Source organism: Lysobacter sp. TAB13 (genome assembly GCF_052113885.1).
In the GTDB taxonomy this organism is placed as follows: Bacteria; Pseudomonadota; Gammaproteobacteria; order Xanthomonadales; family Xanthomonadaceae; genus Lysobacter; species Lysobacter gummosus.
Window position 1 is genome coordinate 61680 of the sequence record NZ_JBFRDR010000005.1, and the last position, 18435, is coordinate 80114.

Annotated in this window: 17 protein-coding genes and 1 tRNA gene; 6 read left to right on the plus strand and 12 right to left on the minus strand. The window is 66.5% G+C overall.

What is annotated here, in order from left to right:
* Positions 1 to 480 precede the first annotated feature (480 nt).
* On the plus strand, positions 481 to 2103 hold the full coding sequence (locus AB4Y92_RS07845) for an FMN-binding glutamate synthase family protein (RefSeq protein WP_441819112.1): 1623 nt from the start codon (positions 481 to 483) through the stop codon (positions 2101 to 2103).
* 173 nt (positions 2104 to 2276) lie between these two features.
* Here the strand turns inward: AB4Y92_RS07845 and arsC are convergent, their stop codons facing one another.
* The 3 genes from arsC to AB4Y92_RS07860 all read right to left on the minus strand — a co-directional run bounded on the left by arsC (position 2277) and on the right by AB4Y92_RS07860 (position 3896).
* Positions 2277 to 2642 carry an arsenate reductase (glutaredoxin) gene (gene arsC / locus AB4Y92_RS07850; protein ID WP_441819113.1) on the minus strand — a complete coding sequence of 122 codons (366 nt, stop codon included), beginning with the start codon at positions 2640 to 2642 and terminating at the stop codon, positions 2277 to 2279.
* A gap of 83 nt (positions 2643 to 2725) precedes the next feature.
* Positions 2726 to 2800, minus strand: a tRNA-Val gene (locus AB4Y92_RS07855).
* Between the two features lie 241 nt (positions 2801 to 3041).
* On the minus strand, positions 3042 to 3896 hold the full coding sequence (locus AB4Y92_RS07860; RefSeq protein WP_441819114.1) for a hypothetical protein: 855 nt from the start codon (positions 3894 to 3896) through the stop codon (positions 3042 to 3044).
* Between the two features lie 184 nt (positions 3897 to 4080).
* On the opposite strand from AB4Y92_RS07860, the gene AB4Y92_RS07865 reads away from it, so the two are divergent.
* Complete coding sequence (locus AB4Y92_RS07865) at positions 4081 to 4488, plus strand: hypothetical protein (protein ID WP_441819115.1); 408 nt, start codon at positions 4081 to 4083, stop codon at positions 4486 to 4488.
* 131 nt (positions 4489 to 4619) lie between these two features.
* On the opposite strand, the gene AB4Y92_RS07870 is transcribed toward AB4Y92_RS07865, so the two are convergent.
* The 3 genes from AB4Y92_RS07870 to AB4Y92_RS07880 form a co-directional block, all read right to left on the minus strand.
* Positions 4620 to 5213: a dihydrofolate reductase family protein gene (locus AB4Y92_RS07870; protein ID WP_441819116.1), complete on the minus strand. Its 594-nt coding sequence runs from the start codon at positions 5211 to 5213 to the stop codon at positions 4620 to 4622.
* Between the two features lie 114 nt (positions 5214 to 5327).
* On the minus strand, positions 5328 to 5954 hold the full coding sequence (locus tag AB4Y92_RS07875; RefSeq protein WP_057943311.1) for a TetR/AcrR family transcriptional regulator: 627 nt from the start codon (positions 5952 to 5954) through the stop codon (positions 5328 to 5330).
* Positions 5955 to 5991: 37 nt separating this feature from the next.
* A complete protein-coding gene (locus tag AB4Y92_RS07880) occupies positions 5992 to 6285 on the minus strand; it encodes an acyl-CoA-binding protein (protein WP_386793172.1) in 294 nt (97 codons plus the stop codon).
* 138 nt (positions 6286 to 6423) lie between these two features.
* Here AB4Y92_RS07880 and AB4Y92_RS07885 point away from each other — a divergent pair, with 138 nt between their 5' ends.
* Entirely contained in the window at positions 6424 to 8412 is a 1989-nt protein-coding gene (locus AB4Y92_RS07885) for an SDR family oxidoreductase (RefSeq protein WP_441819117.1), read from the plus strand.
* A 351-nt stretch (positions 8413 to 8763) separates the two neighbouring features.
* Here AB4Y92_RS07885 and AB4Y92_RS07890 read toward each other — a convergent pair whose 3' ends face one another.
* The 3 genes from AB4Y92_RS07890 to AB4Y92_RS07900 all read right to left on the minus strand — a co-directional run bounded on the left by AB4Y92_RS07890 (position 8764) and on the right by AB4Y92_RS07900 (position 12978).
* Positions 8764 to 9855: a restriction endonuclease gene (locus AB4Y92_RS07890; protein WP_441819118.1), complete on the minus strand. Its 1092-nt coding sequence runs from the start codon at positions 9853 to 9855 to the stop codon at positions 8764 to 8766.
* 433 nt (positions 9856 to 10288) lie between these two features.
* Positions 10289 to 10894: a phasin family protein gene (locus tag AB4Y92_RS07895; RefSeq protein ID WP_441819119.1), complete on the minus strand. Its 606-nt coding sequence runs from the start codon at positions 10892 to 10894 to the stop codon at positions 10289 to 10291.
* Positions 10895 to 11631: 737 nt separating this feature from the next.
* Complete coding sequence (locus AB4Y92_RS07900; protein ID WP_441819120.1) at positions 11632 to 12978, minus strand: patatin-like phospholipase family protein; 1347 nt, start codon at positions 12976 to 12978, stop codon at positions 11632 to 11634.
* 257 nt (positions 12979 to 13235) lie between these two features.
* Here AB4Y92_RS07900 and AB4Y92_RS07905 point away from each other — a divergent pair, with 257 nt between their 5' ends.
* Positions 13236 to 13958, plus strand: coding sequence for an FFLEELY motif protein (locus AB4Y92_RS07905; protein WP_441819121.1), 723 nt, complete (start codon positions 13236 to 13238; stop codon positions 13956 to 13958).
* 9 nt (positions 13959 to 13967) lie between these two features.
* Here AB4Y92_RS07905 and AB4Y92_RS07910 read toward each other — a convergent pair whose 3' ends face one another.
* Complete coding sequence (locus AB4Y92_RS07910; RefSeq protein WP_057943306.1) at positions 13968 to 14243, minus strand: polyhydroxyalkanoic acid system family protein; 276 nt, start codon at positions 14241 to 14243, stop codon at positions 13968 to 13970.
* Between the two features lie 258 nt (positions 14244 to 14501).
* Here AB4Y92_RS07910 and AB4Y92_RS07915 point away from each other — a divergent pair, with 258 nt between their 5' ends.
* Complete coding sequence (locus tag AB4Y92_RS07915) at positions 14502 to 15305, plus strand: FHA domain-containing protein (protein WP_441819122.1); 804 nt, start codon at positions 14502 to 14504, stop codon at positions 15303 to 15305.
* 186 nt (positions 15306 to 15491) lie between these two features.
* On the opposite strand, the gene msrQ is transcribed toward AB4Y92_RS07915, so the two are convergent.
* Together msrQ and msrP are read right to left on the minus strand one after the other, a co-directional pair.
* Entirely contained in the window at positions 15492 to 16112 is a 621-nt protein-coding gene (gene msrQ, locus AB4Y92_RS07920) for a protein-methionine-sulfoxide reductase heme-binding subunit MsrQ (RefSeq protein ID WP_441819123.1), read from the minus strand.
* Between the two features lie 82 nt (positions 16113 to 16194).
* A complete protein-coding gene (gene msrP / locus AB4Y92_RS07925; protein ID WP_441819124.1) occupies positions 16195 to 17166 on the minus strand; it encodes a protein-methionine-sulfoxide reductase catalytic subunit MsrP in 972 nt (323 codons plus the stop codon).
* Positions 17167 to 17348: 182 nt separating this feature from the next.
* Between msrP and serC the strand changes: the two genes are divergently transcribed.
* Positions 17349 to 18434: a 3-phosphoserine/phosphohydroxythreonine transaminase gene (gene serC, locus AB4Y92_RS07930; protein WP_441819125.1), complete on the plus strand. Its 1086-nt coding sequence runs from the start codon at positions 17349 to 17351 to the stop codon at positions 18432 to 18434.
* The last annotated feature ends 1 nt before the right edge of the window (position 18435 follow it).

An 18435-nucleotide genomic window follows, 5' to 3' on the forward strand; every position in this document is an offset into this window, starting at 1 on the left:
CGGGAATCCAGAGCCTTCAGCACAATTCTTCCAGGCCGTCATTCCCGTGAACGCGGGCTCCGCTTTACTTCGGCGGAGCCGAACATCCAGGGCCTTTAGCGCCATCCTTCCAGGCCGTCGTTGCGCGAAGGCGGGAATCCACTGCCTTTAGCGCCATCTCCCCAGAACGTCATTCCCGCGAACGCGGGAATCCAAAGACTTCAGCGCCATCCTCCCAGAACGTCATTCCCGCGAACGCGGGAATCCAGTGACTTCAAACGTTCTCGCACGAAAGGCCCTGGATGTTCGGCTCCGCCGGAGTAAAGCGGAGCCCGCGTTCGCGGGAATGACGGTAGGTGGTGCCGGCATGGTCGTGCACCTGCGTAGCAGGTCCCCGCAGCCCGCCACCCCCGCCACACCCACCTCCCGCCCGCCGCCGTACAGCCAATCCACGCGCCCGAGGGTATGCTCGGCCTCAGCTCGTGAACCCATCCGATCGCCATGCGCTATGCCGCTTACGTTGCAAGTCTGATCCTGACCCTGATTTCGGCGGTGCTGGTGTTCGCGCATCACAGCGACTGGCTATGGGGCGTGGCCGGTTTCGGCGCAGTGGCGATCCTGGGCACGCTGGACTTGCTGCAGACCCGCAGCACGTTGCGGCGCAACTACCCGGTGCTCGCGCATTTCCGCTACGGGCTGGAGTCGATCGGCCCGGAGATGCGCCAGTACTTCATCGAGGCCGATACCGCCGAGGTGCCGTTCTCGCGCCAGCAGCGCGCGCTGGTCTATCAACGCTCCAAGTCGGTCAACGACGTGCGCCCGTTCGGCAGCCAACAGGACGTTTACAGCCTGGACTACGAATGGATCAACCATTCGCTGGCGCCGACCTCGCACGTCGCGCACGATTTCCGCATCACCATCGGCGAGAACACCGCGCACCCGTATTCGGCCAGCGTGTTCAATATTTCCGCGATGAGTTTCGGCTCGCTGTCGGCCAATGCGATCCGCGCGCTCAACAAGGGCGCCAAGCTCGGCAACTTCTATCACGACACCGGCGAGGGCTCGATTTCGCCGTATCACCGCGAGAACGGCGGCGATCTGGTCTGGGAAATCGGCTCGGGTTACTTCGGTTGCCGCGATGAGCGCGGCATGTTCAGCGAGGAGCGCTTCGTCGCCAACGCGCGCGACGAGCAAGTCAAGATGATCGAGATCAAGCTCTCGCAAGGCGCCAAGCCCGGCCACGGCGGCGTGCTGCCGGCGGCCAAGGTCAGCGCGGAAATCTCCGCCACGCGCGGCGTGCCGATGGGCCAGGACTGCGTGTCGCCGGCCGCGCACACCGCCTTCGATTCGCCGCAGGGGCTGCTGCATTTCGTCGCCAGATTGCGCGAACTGTCGGGCGGCAAGCCGACCGGATTCAAGCTGGCCATCGGCCATCCCTGGGAATGGTTCGGCATCGCCAAGGCGATGCAGGAAACCGGGGTGTTGCCGGATTTCATCGTCGTCGATGGCGCCGAGGGCGGCACCGGCGCGGCGCCGGCGGAATTCATCGACCACGTCGGCGTGCCGATGCACGAGGCGCTGATGCTGGTGCACAACACCCTGGTCGGTCTGGATCTGCGCGACAAGATCCGCATCGGCGCGGCCGGGCGCATCACCAGCGCCTTCGACATCTGCCGCACGCTGGCGATGGGCGCGGACTGGTGCAACGCCGCGCGCGGCTACATGTTCGCGCTGGGCTGCATCCAGGCGCAGAGCTGCCATACGGACCGCTGCCCGACCGGCGTGGCGACGCAGGACCCGAGCCGCTGGGGCAAGCTCGACGTGCCGGACAAGTCCACGCGCGTGTTCCACTTCCACGACAACACGCTCAAGGCGCTGCGCGATCTGTTGTGCGCGGCCGGGCTGACCCATCCGAGCGAGATCGGCCCCGAGCACATCCTGCGCCGGGTCTCGCCGACCGAGGTGCGTTCGCTCGGCGCGCTGTACAACTTCCTCACGCCCGGCGAACTGGTCGGCAAGATTCCGGCGCACGCGGTGTTCCAGTCGTTCTGGGCCGGCGCGCGCAGCGATTCGTTCCGGGCGCCGGAGCGGGTGCTGGCGATGCGCAGCAGCAAGTCGTTCTGATCGCGCGCCGATGGCGAAGTCTTTTGTGGGAGGGGCTTCAGCCCCGATGCTTTTCGATCAGCCCGCCCGGATTCGTGGTGATCGGATCGAAAAGCATCGGGGCTGAAGCCCCTCCCACAAAAGCAGCCACAAAAGCACCCGCAAAAGTTCAGCGATGCTTGATGGCACGCCGGCTAGAGCAGTTCGAGCACCCGCTCCGGCGGCCGCCCGATCACCGCGCGTCCGCCATGCACGAAGATCGGCCGCTCGATCAGGCGCGGATGCGCGACCATCGCCGCGATCAAGGCCGCTTCGCCGAGCGAAGCCTCATCCAGCCCCAGGGCGGCGTATTCGTCCTCGCCGCTGCGCAGCAGCGCGCGCGCCTGAACGCCCAGCAGCTTGAGCAAGGCGCGCAGTTCGGCCGCGTCCGGCGGCGATTCGAGATAGGCGACGATGGCCGGCTCCAGGCCGCGCTCGCGCAACAGCTCCAGGGCGCCGCGCGACTTGGAGCAGCGCGGGTTGTGATACAGCCGGGTCGGGGCGGTGTGGGCGTCGTTCATCACTGGACTCCGGCGCGCGGCAGGCCGCGGGCGCTTGCCGCGGAAACGAAAAAAGCCGGCTTTCGCCGGCCTTTTCGTGTAACTGGTGGGCGGTGCAGGGTTCGAACCTGCGACCCTCGCCGTGTGAAGGCGATGCTCTACCGCTGAGCTAACCGCCCGATGTTGAATCGGGCCGCAGATTCTAATGGGCCCAAACGCAACAGGCAAGCCTTGTCTGCGGCGGCCTCGAATCGGCCATCAAAACAGGGCCCGGCCCGGCGCTGAAGCCGCGGCCTGCCTGCGTTTGCAGGCTTTTTGCGCGGCCAAACGCGGCTGCGGCGGCGGCCGAGTCTCCCGTGCTTGTCCAGCCAGCGAACCGCCGGGATGCGCGGTTCGCCGGATAGGCGCGCAAACCTGCGGTTACTCTAACTGTTCCTTCGCATAGGCCGCATCCAACGCTTCCATCGCATCGAGCGGCTTGAGCTTGGCGGCCTTTTCGTACGCCGCCGCGGCCGCGTCTTCCTGCTTGTCGCCGTGCAGCAGGATCAGCACGTTGCCGTGTTCGATATGAGCGATCGGCGAGTCGGGCGTGAGCTTGAGCGCGGCCTTGATGTGCTTGTCGGCATCGGCGGCTTTCGCGCCGTAGGTCAGGCCGCCGATCATGCCGCCTATCTTGTTGATGATCTCGGCGTGATACAGCGCCATCGCCGTGTGCGCTTCGGCGTGCTTGGGTTCGAGCTGCAGCGTGGTGTCGAGCGCGGCGCGCACCTTGCTGGCGATGCCGGCCTTGAGCGCCTTGGCGATGCTCAGGCCCTGGCTGTAGCGGCCCAGTGCGAAGGCGTGGCGATAGTGGCTGTTGACCTCGTCGGGCAGCGCCGCGACCGCGGTCTCGGCGATCTTGGCCGCCTGCTCGTAGCGCTTGAGCTGCTCGGCTTCGTCATCGACCAGATAAGTCGCGTGAATCCCTAAGGCTTTTACCGCGACGCTGGCGCCGACCGGGCCGAGCGCCTGGCCGGCATCGAAGGCGGCCTTGAAATCGCCGCGATGGAACGCGCGCCACGCGTCCTGCAGCGCCGCGGCGAGCGCGTCGGCGTCCAGGCCCTTGGGCGCGGCCTTGCCGGCGGCCTTGATCAGCGCGGTGGCGCGCTTGGCGTCGGGAAACGGCTCGGCATCGCCGGCGTGCAGCTTGGGCCAGGCTTTCTTGAGAGCGTCGCCGGCGTAGGCGTAGCCCTTGGCATCGTGAGGAAAAGCGGCCCAGGCGGATTTGGCGGCCATCTGCAGTCCTTGTCGAACGGATCGGATCGGATCGGGAGGGCAGCATCCCGCCGCGGCGGGGGCGCTGGCAAGAGGCAGCGCGCAAGCTGTGCGCAAACTGAAGCGGCTAGTGTGATTGCTCGATGGGGCGCGGCCACAGTGCGCTGGTGGAACCGCCCATTCCGGGCGGTCGGCGGAGCAAACGATGGCAGCTGTGAAACGCAAGAAGCCGGTGGCGGCGAACGAAACCACGCTGCGTCACCTGTGGCTGGCCGGCCTGGGCCTGGCCGTGATCGCGCGCCGCGAAGCGCTCGCCGGCGCCGGCCGCGCGGCCGGTCGGGTCGAGGCGCTGCAGCAGCGCGTGCGCGATCTGGCGTCGGACGCGCGCAGCAACGTGCGCGGCGGGATCGAGAACGTGCGCGATCAGGTCGAACCCAAGGTCATCAAGTTCAGCGCCGATGTCGAGGCGCGTCTGGCTCCGGTGCTGGACAAGCTGGGCCTGAAGAGCGGCAAGCCCCGCAGCCAGCGCAAGTCGCGCAAGCCGGCGGCGAAGAAGCCGGTGTCGCGCCGTACCGCGCGCAAGCCGGCCGCGCGCCGTAGCCGCAAGGCCTGATCGCGGCGCGTTCGCGAAGCGGCGTTTGCGGCGTGAAGCCGTGACGCAGCGGTTCGGGCCGCGAAGAAACAACGAAGGGCGCCGCAACGGCGCCCTTCGTTTTTCGGTTCGATGAATGCGCTGGCCGAGGTTCAGCGGCGTTGCCGCGGCCGATAGCGGTTGACCAGCATTCCGCATGCATAGGCCTGCGAATCCAGCAGTTCCAGCGCCAGTCCGTCTTTGGGAAACACCGATTCCCCCGCGCCGGCCGCGGCGGGATTCACGTAGAACTCGAACTCGTCGATCAGCCCGGCCGCGGTCAGCGCCTGGGCGAAACCCACGCCGCCGTAGCAGATCAGCCCCTTGCCGGGCTGCGCCTTGAGCGCGTTCACTTCCCGCGCCAGGCCGCCGCCGGCGACGCGCGTGCGCGGCCAGCGCGGCTGTTCGATCTTGTCGCTGATCACGGTCTTGTCCAGGGCGACGATCTTGCGCGTGAAGTCGAAATCGCGGTCGTCCGGATGATGCTCGGCGGCGGCCGTCCAATGGTCGATGAAGCCTTCCTCGGCCATCGGCCGGCTCAGCACCAGGCCATCGATGTGATCCAAGGTGGCGTTGAAGCGCTGCTTCAAGGCCGCGTCCCAGGCCCAGGGGCCGTGCCAGTCGAAGCCCCACAGTTGCCAGCCGTCGCGCTCGGCGGCGACGCGGCCATCGACGGACATCTGCATCTGCAAGGTCAGTTTGCGCATGGGCGGCTCCGCGGCAATGGAGCGACGGCGGCGCGCCGTCGCGGCCACGGCAGTCTGCGCCCGGATGCGGGCGCGGGTCAGTGACAACTGTACTGGCCGAAGCGGTCGGGCCGATCAGTCCAGATAAGCCCGGATCAGCGTATTCAGATGCAGCCGTTCGGCATCGCGCAGGAACGGCGAGAGCAGCATCATCACCTGGACGATGCCGTCGCGGATCGCGGCGTGTTCGTCCTTGTCGCCGCGCGCGGCGGCGTAGTTGAGCCAGAAAGTCGCGATGACCAGCACATTGGTCGCGGTCGCGGCCAATTCATCCCCGGAAGCCCGCATGACCCCGGCCTGCGACAAGCCGCGCATGACCAGATGCGCCTGTTCATCGGCGCGCTTGAGGATGCGCGCGAAGCGCAGGCGCAGGCGGCGGTTGCGGCTGAGGATCTCGACCAGATCGCGGTACAGGAAGCGGTAGTCCCAGATGCACTCGAACACCAGATGCAATTGCAGCCAGATGTCCTCGAGCCCGGGCAGGCGCCCCTGGGGCGCGGCGAGCGCGGCGTCCATGCGCTCCTCGAAGCGCGCGAACAACTGCTCGATGATGTCGTCCTTGTTGCGGAAGTGGTAGTACAGATTGCCCGGGCTGATTTCCAGCTCGTCGGCGATATGGTTGGTGGTGACGTTGGGCTCGCCCTGCGCGTTGAACATGGTCAACGCAGCATCGAGGATGCGCTGGCGGGTCTGTTTCGCCATCGGGCTGCCTAGGTGAGAGGACGGGGCGGGCGCGGCGTCAGCCGCGCAGTTTCTTGACCAGATCGACGTATTTCTTCTTCGCCTCGTCCTGCGCGGTGCCCTTGAGCTTTTCCCAGGCCTCGTACTTTGCGGTGCCGACGAAATCGAAGAACCCCGGCTTGGGGCCGTTGACGTCGCCTTCGGCGCCTTGCTTGTACAGCGCGTACAGGCGCAGCAGGGTGTCGTTATCCGGACGGTCGGGCAGGGCTTGGACGTCTTTTGCGGCTTGTTCGAACGCAGACTGGATGTCGGACACGGGCGGCCTCTCCTGGGCACCAGGGTGAAGCGGCATAACAGCACGCGCTCCCCAGGCGGTCAATACGGAGCGGCGCGGTCAATACGGAAAAGAATTGTTACTGCGCTCAGGCTCTGGCACCGTAGCGTCATGCCGCCGCAACGGCGGCCGATCGGGGCCATCCAGGAGAGGGGTATGAGCTATTTCGTCACCGGCGCGACGGGTTTCATCGGTCGCTTTCTCGTCAGCAACTTGCTCAAACGCAAGGGCACGATCCACGTGCTGGTGCGCAAGGATTCGCAAAAGAAATTCGACGCCACCGCCAAGAAGATGGGTTGGGATCTCAAGCGTGTGATCCCGGTCGCGGGCGATATGACCCAGCCCAAGTGCGGTCTCACCGCCGCGCAACTGCGCGCGTTGAACGGCAAGATCAAGCATTTCTTCCATCTGGCCGCGATCTACGACCTCACCGCCAGCGCGCAGGCCCAGCGCGCGGCCAATATCGACGGCACCCAGCACGCGCTGGACTTGGCCGCGGCCATCGCCGCCGGCTGCTTCCACCACACCAGTTCGATCGCCGCCGCCGGCCTGTATTCGGGCGTGTTCCGCGAGGACATGTTCGACGAGGCCGAAGGCCTGGACGATCCGTACCTGCGCACCAAACACGATTCCGAAGGCCTGGTCCGCAACGAAAAGCGGGTCAAGTGGCGCATCTATCGCCCGGGCATGGTGGTCGGCCATTCGCAGACCGGCGAGATGGACAAGATCGACGGCCCGTACTACTTCTTCACCTTCCTCAAGAAGCTGCGCGAAATGCTGCCGCCGTGGATGCCGATGCTGGGCCTGGAAGGCGGCCGCATCAACATCATCCCGGTGGACTACGTGGTCGATGCGATGGACCACATCGCGCACAAGCCCAAGCTCGACGGCCACTGCTTCCATTTGACCGATCCGGAGCCGCAGCGCGTGGGCGAGGTGCTCAATACCTTCGCCCGCGCCGGCCACACGCCGGAGATGACCATGCGCATTGACGCGCGCATGTTCGCCTTCGTGCCCGCCGGCATCCGCGGCGCGGTGACCAATCTGCCGCCGGTCAAGCGCTTCATCGGCATGCTGTTGCGCGACTTTAAGATCCCGAAGGAAGTGATGAAGTTCATCACCTATCCGACCCGGTTCGACAACCGCGAGACCGAGCGCGCGCTGCGCGGCAGCGGGATCAAGGTTCCGAACCTGGACACCTACGCCTGGCGGCTGTGGGACTACTGGGAACGGCATCTTGACCCGGACCTGTTCGTCGATCGCACCCTCAAGGGCAAGGTCCGCAACAAGGTCGTGGTGATCACCGGTGGTTCCTCGGGCATCGGCCTTGCAACCGCGGAGAAAGTCGCCGCGGCCGGCGCGGTGACGGTGATCGTCGCGCGCGGCGAAGCCGAATTGTTCAAGGCGCGCGACGAGATGAAGGCGCTGGGCGGCAAGGTATTCGCCTACACCGCGGACCTGGCCGACATGGCCGACTGCGACCGCCTGGTCAAGCAGGTGCTGGCCGATCACGGCCACGTCGATATCCTGGTCAACAACGCCGGCCGTTCGATCCGGCGTTCGATCGAGCTCAGCTACGATCGCTTCCACGATTTCGAGCGCACCATGCAGCTCAACTACTTCGGCAGTCTGCGCCTGATCATGGGCTTCATGCCGAAGATGACCGAGCGCCGCAAGGGCCACATCATCAACATCTCCTCGATCGGTGTGTTGGCCAATTCGCCGCGGTTCTCGGCCTACGTCGCTTCGAAGGCGGCGCTGGACGCCTGGAGCCGCTGCGCCCAGGGCGAGTTGTCGGGCAAGGGCATCAGCTTCACCACCATCAACATGCCGTTGGTGAAGACCCCGATGATCGCGCCGACCAAGATGTACGACAGCGTGCCGACCCTGACCCCCGACGAAGCCGCCGACCTGGTGGTCAAGGGCATCATCGAACGCCCGAGCCGCATCGCCACCCGTCTGGGCATCTTCGCCTCGGTGGTCAACGCGTTGGCGCCGAAGGCCTACGAAGTGGTCATGAGCACCGCCTTCGAACTGTTCCCCGATTCGGCCGCCGCCAAGGGCGACAGAAAGGGCCTGAAGGACGAACACGCCAGCAACGAACAAATCGCCTTCGCCTCCTTGATGCGCGGCGTGCACTGGTAAACCGCAATCGGCGAACAAACAAAAAGAGCCGGTAACCCCGGCTCTTTTTTTAGCTGTAGCAAAGCTTTGGCCCGGCGCAGCTACTAACTCGCGAGACCGAAGGACACCCGGAGGGCGGCGCACAGGACGTGCGCCGGGTGCCACCTTGGGCAGGATGCCCAATGTGGCACCTGCCTGCGCAAGCTGCGCACTCGTGGCTTTTGACTCGAAACAGTCAATGCGTTTTCTTTGGTTACTTTCTTTGTCGCTTTGGACAAAGAAAGTGACCCGCCGCTTCATGGCGGAAGCGTTTAGCGTTTGATCTGCTTATAGCGTTAGATCTTGCGTGAAGCGCCTAGCGCGTCCCCGAGATCAATAAGCGCGACACTGAAAGAACCGCACCCGAGTAGTACTACCAGGCGGCGGCTGCAACTGCACCCGAGAAGACCGCAACTCCGGATACCGATCCAACACCTCGCAGATGCTGTCGATATCCTGCTTGCCCGCTTCGGTAAGACGATAGATCAGCAAATTGGAAGGCGTAGACCACAACGCCCGCTCGACCCCGCTCAACCCCGCGATAGCGCGAATCACATGAGCGCGATCGGCCGCAGGATTAGCCGAAGCACCCGAAGCCGCCGGCGCGGCCGCCGCAGGGCGAGCCGGCACCGCCGGTTGAACATCGGCCGCCTGATCGTCGGCGGGAGCGGCGACATCATCCGCAGGCGCAGGCGTCGCAGCCGGAGGCGGCGTCGCAGCCGCGGGCGCAGCATCCGCCGGCACCGGCGCGACATCCCCGCCATCGCGCACCGCAGGCGCCGCGGCAGCGGCCGTCTCAGTCGCCGGCGCAGCCACAGGCGGAGCGCTGGGAAGCAAATGCGGCACCACGAAGCCCACGATCAGCCCCAGCACGATCGCCCCCGCCCAGGCCGCGACGATCGTCTGGATACTGCGCTTCTGCGCCGCAGCGATGACCTCATGGCGAGTAGAGGCCGGCAGCAACGGCTCGACCAGTTCCCACAGCGTCTCGCCGCTGTACAGATCCAGCCCGTCGGCGACGCGCTCGGAATGACCGTCGAAGCGCCCCGTGGTGACCAGCAGACCGCCGGAGGCACCGTTGAAGCGCACCGCATCCGCCAACTCGGCCACGGTCGCGGCCGAGACCTTGTAATCGGCATCGCCGAGCTTGCACGACAGCAGCCACGGCTTGCCGGCGCGCAGCAGGCGCAGCTCGGCCTGAGTGCCGCGGGCGAGGGATTCCTCCACCGACTCGGCCTCGAACCCGCGCTCGCGCAGGGCCTCTACGATCAGGCGCGCGAATTCGCGCCAGCGCATCTTGGCCAGACCGGCGATACCGGTGGAGACCTCAGTGCGATGGCGGCGGTAGGACCACAGGTAGGCGGTGGACGCCAGACCGATCGTCAGGGTGACGGCGGCGGCAGCCCACAGGGAGAAACTCGACATGCAGCGCTAGGCCCATAAAAGACGCTGAGGATATACGGCTTCAGACATATGAAATTCACGAAAAATGAGACCAATTTCTCGGAATCGTTGTGTCTTTCATCAGCCGTTGCTCTTTGAACGTCCCATTGGCGGGGCTGTGAACGGCAACTGCATGCTGGCACGAACAGTGCCGGAGTCACGTAATCGGAGTGCCTGGAAGCCACAAAACGCGCGAGATGCGCGGTGGTCTACGCGTGCGCGAATGGCGCAAGAACCGTGAGGCAGCCTGGTGCCTGGGCAATAAGAAAGCCCGCCAGTCCGAAACCGTAAGGGGAGGGGAGCATACGGAAGCGCGGACTGGCGGGCTTAAACAGTGCGCGGCGGATGGATGGCCGCGCGATCGAACCGAGTGTGTACGACAGGTACTACGAATCTTGTATCGGCGAGCGGCCGCTTACGGTGCGACCGGCGGCTTGGGACGGGCGATCGACTTGCGCGGCGCCTTGGCGGCCTTGGCCGGCTTCTTCGCCGCGGCCTTGGCGGCCTTCGGCTTGCGCGCCGCGGCGGCGGGCTTGGCGGCCTTGGCGGGAGCCTTGCGCGCGGCCGGCGCGCCACCTTGGCGGCGCAGCTCGGCGGTCAGGGCATCGACGCGCTCGCTCAGGCCGGCCAGATCGTCGCGGCCCGGCACGCCGAGCTTGACCAGGGCGCGCTGCACGCGTTCTTCGAACACCTTCTCGAGGCGATCCCAGGTATCGGTCGCGCGCTCGCGCGCCTGGCCGACCTTGGACTCGACCGCATCGCGCAACACGCTGGCCTGACCGCCGGTGAACTTGCGCGCGGTCTGCTCCAGGTTCAGACCTTCCTTGACCAGACCTTCGAACAACTTGGTGCCCTCGGCCTGAGCGCGACCGAACGCGCCGACGCCGGCCAGCCAGATCTGCTGCGCGGATTCGCTCAACGTCTTGGACAGGCGCTCGGCCTGCTCCTGCGCGCTGCCCTTGCCGGCGTTTTGGGTTTTGCCGGCGGACTTCTTCGCGGTCTTCTTGAACTTGGCGGCCATGGACATCCTGTGATTGGGGTTAGTGCTGTGCCCCCAAGATGGGCTTGCTGTCTAGAGTATTCACACCAACACTTGGAGTACGCCCAGACATCCAAGCGAGCAAACCGTTTGTCCGGCGTTGAATCGGCAGATCGCGGCGCAAGGGTCCCAATCCAGCCGCGACGAAGGTCACTAGAAGCGACGCCGGCGTATCCGCAGATCGCGTCGTCACCACTCAAGCCAGAAGCGACGAAAGTCACCCTTGCCCGTCATTCCCGCGAACGCGGGAATCCAGTGACTTCAAACGTTCTCGCACGAAAGGCCCTGGATTCCCGCGTTCGCGGGAATGACGGCCTGGGGAGATGGCGCTGAAGCCTCTGGGCGTTCGGCTTCGCCGAAGTAGAGCCGCGCCCGTGAAATCGGGAGTCGGGCGACTTCAGGAGTTCTCGCACGAAAGGCCCTGGATTCCCGCGTTCGCGGGAATAACGGCCTGGGGAGATGGCGCTGAAGCCTCTGGGCGTTCGGCTTCGCCGAAGTAGAGCCGCGTCTGTGAAAGCGGGAGCCAGGCGACTTCAGGCGTTTTCGCACGAAAGGCCCTGGATTCCCGCGTACGCGGGAATGACGGGCTGGGGGAGGGCGCCGAAGTCTTCTGATGTTCGGCTTCGCTGAAATAAAGCGAAGCCCAGGTTCGAGGTATGACGATCTGGAGAAAAGACGCCGAAACCTCCGGACGTCGGCTCAGCCAACGCCAACCACCCTCACCCCACCTGCTGTCGCTTGCGAACCGCCCGCTTCCCGGCCCGCGACGGCGACGCCTTCGGCGCCTTGGCCACCAGATGATCCACATCGTCCAGCGCACGCCGCAGCCGCGCCGTGGTTTCGGTGTCGCGCTGCGGCTTGCCGATGCCGTCGAGGATCGAGCGCTCGGTGTCGGCCAGCACGTCCTCGCGCAGGCGCAGGCCGTGCGCGGCCAGCATCGGCGCCAGCGTGTCGCGGCGCAGGCGCAGGTCGGCCAGGGTGTTGCGGTAGGCGATCTCGCAGATGCGCTTGCGCGCCGAGAAACTGAAGGCGTTGGTGAAGAACAGCTCGCGGTCTTCGGCGTTGGGCTCGAACACCAGTTGGTCGATATCGGGGTATTGCTGGGCGTAGCGCGCCAGCCCGACCTGCATGCGCGATTGCAGCAAGGTGCGGAAGGTCTGCGACAGCACCGCCGGCAGGCCGCCGGCGGCCAGGCTGTTGTCTTCGGCCACCGGCACGCCGTGGTTGTGGTTGAACGGCACCAGCGGATTGATCCCGATCAGCAGGTCCACGCCGCGTTCGAGCACGACCGAGGCGTGCATGGTCCGGCGCAGCGCGCCATCGACGAAATGGCGGCCGTGGATCTGCACCGGTGGGTACAGGCCCGGCAGCGCGGCGCTGGCCTGGACCGCCTGCGAGATCGGCACGTCCTTCCAGTTATCGCCGCCGAAGCGCACCGCGTCGCCGCTGTCGATATCCACCGCGACCACGTACAGCTCGGCGTCGAGTTCGCGGAAATCGTTGCTGCGGCCGCGCCGGGTGAACACTTCGCGCAGGAACAGCTCGACCTGGGCGTTGTCGAACAGGCCGTTGGGAATCAGGCCGCCGAAACGCGTGATCAGGTCCGACCAGCGCGCTTCCAGCGGCGAGAACAGCAACTCGCGCCACCATTCGGCGGCCAGGCGCGGAAAGCTCGCCGCGCGCTTGACGTATTCCAGGAACGCCGGGCGCATGAAGGTCTCGGGGCGGAACTCGACGTCGGCGCTGTCGCCGGTGACGAAGATCCGGCACATCTCGGCGGTGTCCATGCGATTGGCCAGGCCGGCGGCGAGGAAGGCGCCGCTGCTGACGCCGACATAGCAGTCCAGCCGGGTCAAATCGAGGCCTTCGATCGCCTCGTCGAGCGCGCGCAGGGCGCCCAGCTCGTACATGCCGCCGATCGGGCCGCCGCCGGCGATGGCCAGGCCGATCTTCGGCTTGGCGCCGTCGGACGCGGATTTCGTCGCAGGCTTGGATGCGGAGGGGCGGGTGCCGTTGGCCGACTGTTTGCGGCTCGCCCGATTCTGGGCGGAGTGAAGTGACAGCATGTGATCGGCGGCACGGCCTTGGCGGAATTCGGTCGAGTGTAGCCCAGCCGGGCGGGCCGTCCAGCAGACCTGTACCAAGGTCGCAGGCGGCAGCGACAGGTAAGCGAAAGCCAGCGGGCTCAAGGCCCTCGCGCTCGACACGGCGCCCGGCTTTCGTGGGAGGGCCTTCAGGCCCGACGCTCTCCGCCCCGAGACGACGATGCCCGCAGACCCGAACGCCTTGCAGCCGGCCGCCGCCACCGCGATCATCCCTTCCGATGTCCAGGACGACCGACCTCAGCCGACGACTGGGCTGCCTGCTGGCCCGCCACCAGGCCCTGCACGATCCGCGGCGCGATCCGCGCAATCAGTTGCGCTGGCTGCCCGAGCTGCGCCAATGGCAGGCGCGGCGGCTGGAGGCCAGCTTCGACCGCTTCCTGCGCGATCCGCGCCGGCGTCCGGCGGCGCAGTTCTTTCTCAGCGACGTCTACAACGACCGCGACTTCAGCCGCCGCGACGCCGACATCGCCAAGGTCTTGCCGATGATGCAGAAGCTGCTGCCGGGCGCCTTGCTGTCCACGGTCGCCGACGCGATCGAGCTGGGCGTGCTGACCCAGGCCTTCGATCTGCGCATGAGCCAATGGCTGCACGAGATCGCCCCGCGCCGGCGCAAGCTCGACGGAGCGCTGTACGCCCAGGCCTACCGCGCCTGCGGGCTGCCGCGCCTGCGCGAGCACCAGATCCAGCTGATCTCGCGGGTCGGCCTGGGCCTGGGCAAGGCGTTGCGGATGCCGGGGGTGATGACCCTGCTCAAACTCTCGCGCGGCCCGGCCAAGGCGGCGGGGCTGTCGGAGCTGCAGGGATTTTTGGAACGCGGTTTCGCCGCGTTCGCGCAACTGGGCGATGTGCGCGAGTTCATCGCCGAGATCGAGCAGGACGAGCGCGAGATCGCGCAGCGCTTGTTCGACGAGGACGGCGACCCGTTTCCGGGACTGGCCTGAGCGCGGCGCTTACTTGAAGCGTTCTTCCAGGACCCGGCGGATTTCCGACTCGATCGGCCCCTTCAGCGCGCCCAGCAGGAACCCGAGCTGCGCGGTCACGTGCAGCTGATTGGGCTTGAGCGCGATCTTGCCGTCCACGCCGCTGCGGGAGAAATTCAGGATGTCGTCTTCCCAGCCGTACTCGACGTCGAAACGCTCGGCGAGCTTCTGCGCGACTTCCTCGACGGCCTTGCGGGCCTTGGCCGGAGCCAGCGTGTGCGGGTGGCGGATATCGATACTGGACATGGTCTGGGTTCTCCCTGGAGCCGGCTATTGTGCCAAGGCCTGCGGCCGGGAGCGAGGAGCGGGGAGTGGGGAGCGGGGAGCCAGGAGCGAGTTCACAGGAGTGAGGAGTGAGTCAAAGCACTGCGCCTTACTCACTCCTCACTCCTGCGAACTCATTCCTCTCGCCCCCCCGTTCGCCGTGTGCCGTTGCGCTTATTCATCTGACGCCGCCAGCATCCTGGGTGTGCCCGTTTACACAACCTGCTAGATTCCTGCCGAGTGAGCGCCCTCAAACTTCGATACCCCAACCGCGAACATGGCGACCTGGCACTGAAGCCGGGCGTGCATGCCATCGGCCGCGACGCGGCCGGCCGCACCGTCCTGGTCGAGGACGCGGGCGCGGCGATCGCGCAACTCACCGTGGACCGCCGCGGCGTCTGGCTGCAGGTGCGCGAAGGCCTGCGCGGTCTGCACGTCAACGGCCGGCCGGTCAAACGCATGGCGATGCTGCGCGCGGGCGACGCGATTTTCCTCGACGGCGTGGAATTGCTGCTGGTAGCCGACAAGCCCGAAGCCGCGCCTCCGTTCGGCGTGGAGATTCCGGCCGATTCGCGCATGGTCGTGCGCGGCGTCGGCGGCATCCACCACGGCCGCTGTTACACCCTGGAGCAACCCAAGGTGATCGGCCGCGCCGGCGATTGCGACATCCGCATCAACGAGCCGGCTTTCGCCGACCGTCACGCACGCCTGGAGGCGCACGCCGACGGCGTGGTCCTGCGCGACGTGGGATCGGTGGACGGCAGCGTGGTCAACGGCCAGCCGGTGCGGCATGCCTTGCTCAAGCCCGGCGATCAGCTATTGCTCGACGGCCAGCACCGTTTCGTGATCGAAGCGCCGAGCCGCCAGTTCAGCGCGGCCGAGGCCTTGCAGGCGCAACTGGCGCAGGAAGCGGCCGCGAACGAAACCCGGCCGACGCCGCCTTCGGCCTTGCCGTCGTCGGTGCGGCGCATGCCGTGGCTGTTGCTGGCGGCTGTGGTGATGGCCGGCTTGCTGGGGCTGTTGCTGCTGTACGGCGTGCGCTGAGCGGCTTAGTCGCGTCGCGGCGGGTTGTCGGGGCTGAAGCCCCTCCCACAAAAAACTTCGGAACTGCGCGGCGCGGCTTGAAACACCGCGAAGCCGCGAGGTCTGTGTGGGAGGGGCTTCAGCCCCGACACTATCCGGAGCTGGCGACCCGACGTGGTCGGGCACGATTCAAGGCGCCAACGGCGCTCAGCGCGCCGCCGCCAGCCTGGCCCGCGTCCTGGCCTCGGCGAACCTGCGCCACGCCCGCCAGCCCAGCAGCACCGCCAGGATCGCCGCGTACAACGCCGGTTCGCGGATATCGGACTTCACCAGCCACCAGAAATGCAGCACCGCCAGCACGGCGATGACATAGACCAACTGGTGCAGCCGGCCCCACAAACGCCCCAGCCTGCGCATCATCCCCTGGGTCGAAGTCGCCGCCAGCGGAATCAGCAGCAGCCAGGCCAGGAAACCCACGGTGATGTACGGCCGCTTGGCGATTTCCTCGAAAATCTGCGTCCAGTACCCCTTCAGATCCAGGATCAGATACGCCGCCAGATGCAGGCTGGCGTAGAAGAACGCGTACAGCCCCAGCAGGCGCCGGAAACGCAGCAGCACCGCTTGCCCGGTCAGCTGGCGCAGCGGCGTCACCGCCAGCGCGATCAGCAGCAAGCGCAGCGCCCACAGGCCCAGCCGGTGCTCGATCGCGGCGATCGGGTCGGCGCCCAGGCCGCCGCTGCCGGTCAGGAATTCCTCGCGGATCTGCCAGGCCAGGATCGCCGCCGGGGTCAGCGCGAGCGCATGCACGACGACCTTGGCCGCGATCACGCCCCGGGGCGTCCTGCGTTTGTGCGCCGGCCGCGGCGTGGACGCGGCGGCCGGCGGATGAGCCGCGGAATCGGCCGTCATCTCAGAACCAGGTCCGCAGGTTCATGCCGGCGTACAGGCTGGACACCTGTTCGCCATAGCCGTTGAACAACCGGGTCGGGATGCGGTCGGCGAACAGCTTGCTGCCGGTGCCGGCGATGCGGCGTTCGGTCTTCTGGCTCCAGCGCGGGTGATCGACCGCCGGATTGACGTTGGAGAAGAACCCGTACTCGTTGGATTGCAAGTCGTTCCAGCTGGTCAGCGGCCGGTGTTCGACGAAGCTGATGGCGATGATCGACTTGATGCTTTTAAAGCCGTACTTCCACGGCACCACCAGCCGCAGCGGCGCGCCGTTCTGCTGCGGCAGCGGCTTGCCGTACAAGCCGGTCGCCAGCAGGGTCAGCGGATGCATGGCCTCGTCGATGCGCAGACCTTCGCGGTAAGGCCAGTTGATCGAGGGGTAGGCGATCCCCGGCATCTGCTTGCGATCGGCCAGGGTGGTGAAGGCGACGTATTTGGCCTTGGCGGTCGGCTCGAAGCGCTTGAGCACATCGGCCAGCGGCACCCCCAGCCACGGGATCACCATCGACCAGCCTTCCACGCAGCGCAGCCGGTACACGCGTTCCTGCGGGGTCAGGCCCTTGATCAGGTCTTCCAGCGAAAGCTTGCCGGGTTTGGCGCAAGCGCCGCCCACCGCCACCGTCCACGGACTGGTGCGCAGGGTCTTGTCGGCCGCCGACGGGTCGCCCTTGTTGGTGCCGAATTCGTAGAAGTTGTTGTACGAGGTGACGTCGGCGTAGCTGGTCTGGACTTCCTCGGTGCGAAAGCCGGCCTTGATCTGTTCCGGACTGGGCGGCGCGGCCTTGGGCGGCGGCGGGGCTTCGGCCTCGGCGCAGCCCGACAGGCCCAGCGCCGGGCTCAGGGCGAAGGCGGCCAGCAGGCGCCGCCGGTCGCGGTAGACCGCCTCGTCGGTGATCTGCGAGGAGGGGATATTCAGTGCTTCGCGCAACGACATGGGGACGGCTCCGGAACGGACGGGCGATGGCTTCGCGGCGGGTGGGGCGGCTCATCATCCATACGAGACCGGGTACCCCTATAGAGGCGGCTTGCGGGGTAAAAGTTGCGCGAGTAACGACAAGTACACACGGTGCTGCACTGCGGCATACTGCGGGGCCCACCCCAACCACGGAGCCACCGATGTCCCGCGCTTTCAACTTTAGTGCCGGTCCCGCGACCCTGCCCGAATCGGTCTTGCTGCAGGCGCAGTCGGAACTGCTGGAGTGGAACAACGCCGGGGCCTCGATCGTGGAACTCAGCCATCGCGGACCGGAGTTCATCCAGGTCGCCGCCGAGGCCGAGCGCGACCTGCGCACGCTGATGTCGATCCCGGACGATTACGCGGTGATGTTCCTGCAGGGCGGCGCGACCGCGCAGCAGGCGTTGATCGCGCTGAACTTCGCTAACCCCGGCCAGACCGTGGACTACGTGGTCACCGGCCACTGGGGCAAGACCGCATTGAAGCAGGTCAAGCCTTACGTCAACGCGAATGTCGCCGCCAACGGCGAGGCCAGCGGCTTCCGCGAAATTCCGGCGCGCGACACCTGGACGCTGTCCAAGGACGCGGCCTATGTTCACTACACTGCGAACGAAACCATCCATGGCGTGGAGTTTCGCGATATTCCCGAGGTCGGCGAGGTTCCTTTGGTCGCCGATTTCAGCTCCTCGATCGTGTCCGAGCCGCTGGACGTGTCCAAGTTCGGCGTGATCTACGCTGGCGCGCAGAAGAACCTCGGCCCGGTCGGCGTCAGCGTGGTCATCGTCAAGCGCGAACTGCTCGAACGCGCCGGCCAGCCGCGCGCGGAAATCTTCGACTACCGCGCTCACGTCAAGGGCGAGTCGATGCTCAACACCCCGCCGACCTATAACTGGTATCTGGCCGGACTGGTGTTCAAGTGGATGCTGGCCGAAGGCGGCGTGACCGAGTTCGCCCAGCGCAACGCGCGCAAGTCGGCGCTGCTGTACGGCGTGATCGACAACTCCGGCGGCTTCTATCGCAACGAAGTGCTGCCGGCGGTGCGCTCGCGCATGAACGTGCCGTTCTTCCTCAAGGACGAAGCGCTGGACAAGCCCTTCCTCAAGGAAGCCGAAGCGGCCGGGCTGATCTCGCTCAAGGGCCATCGCGCCCTCGGCGGCATGCGCGCTTCTATCTACAACGCGATGCCCGAGAAGGGCGTGCAGGCGTTGGCTTCCTTCATGCAAGACTTCCAGCAACGGCACGGTTGAG

Excerpts from the sequence above, each read along its gene's own strand:
- AB4Y92_RS07865 (WP_441819115.1), top strand. The coding sequence starts at position 4,081 with ATGGCAGCTGTGAAACGCAAGAAGCCGGTGGCGGCGAACGAAACCACG.
- AB4Y92_RS07895 (WP_441819119.1), bottom strand. The coding sequence starts at position 10,894 with ATGGCCGCCAAGTTCAAGAAGACCGCGAAGAAGTCCGCCGGCAAAACC.
- AB4Y92_RS07845 (WP_441819112.1), top strand. The coding sequence starts at position 481 with ATGCGCTATGCCGCTTACGTTGCAAGTCTGATCCTGACCCTGATTTCG.
- AB4Y92_RS07910 (WP_057943306.1), bottom strand. The coding sequence starts at position 14,243 with ATGTCCAGTATCGATATCCGCCACCCGCACACGCTGGCTCCGGCCAAG.
- AB4Y92_RS07885 (WP_441819117.1), top strand. The coding sequence starts at position 6,424 with ATGAGCTATTTCGTCACCGGCGCGACGGGTTTCATCGGTCGCTTTCTC.
- AB4Y92_RS07880 (WP_386793172.1), bottom strand. The coding sequence starts at position 6,285 with ATGCCGCTTCACCCTGGTGCCCAGGAGAGGCCGCCCGTGTCCGACATC.
- AB4Y92_RS07860 (WP_441819114.1), bottom strand. The coding sequence starts at position 3,896 with ATGGCCGCCAAATCCGCCTGGGCCGCTTTTCCTCACGATGCCAAGGGC.
- AB4Y92_RS07900 (WP_441819120.1), bottom strand. The coding sequence starts at position 12,978 with ATGCTGTCACTTCACTCCGCCCAGAATCGGGCGAGCCGCAAACAGTCG.
- AB4Y92_RS07875 (WP_057943311.1), bottom strand. The coding sequence starts at position 5,954 with ATGGCGAAACAGACCCGCCAGCGCATCCTCGATGCTGCGTTGACCATG.
- AB4Y92_RS07870 (WP_441819116.1), bottom strand. The coding sequence starts at position 5,213 with ATGCGCAAACTGACCTTGCAGATGCAGATGTCCGTCGATGGCCGCGTC.
- AB4Y92_RS07890 (WP_441819118.1), bottom strand. The coding sequence starts at position 9,855 with ATGTCGAGTTTCTCCCTGTGGGCTGCCGCCGCCGTCACCCTGACGATC.
- serC (WP_441819125.1), top strand. The coding sequence starts at position 17,349 with ATGTCCCGCGCTTTCAACTTTAGTGCCGGTCCCGCGACCCTGCCCGAA.
- arsC (WP_441819113.1), bottom strand. The coding sequence starts at position 2,642 with ATGAACGACGCCCACACCGCCCCGACCCGGCTGTATCACAACCCGCGC.
- AB4Y92_RS07905 (WP_441819121.1), top strand. The coding sequence starts at position 13,236 with ATGTCCAGGACGACCGACCTCAGCCGACGACTGGGCTGCCTGCTGGCC.
- msrP (WP_441819124.1), bottom strand. The coding sequence starts at position 17,166 with ATGTCGTTGCGCGAAGCACTGAATATCCCCTCCTCGCAGATCACCGAC.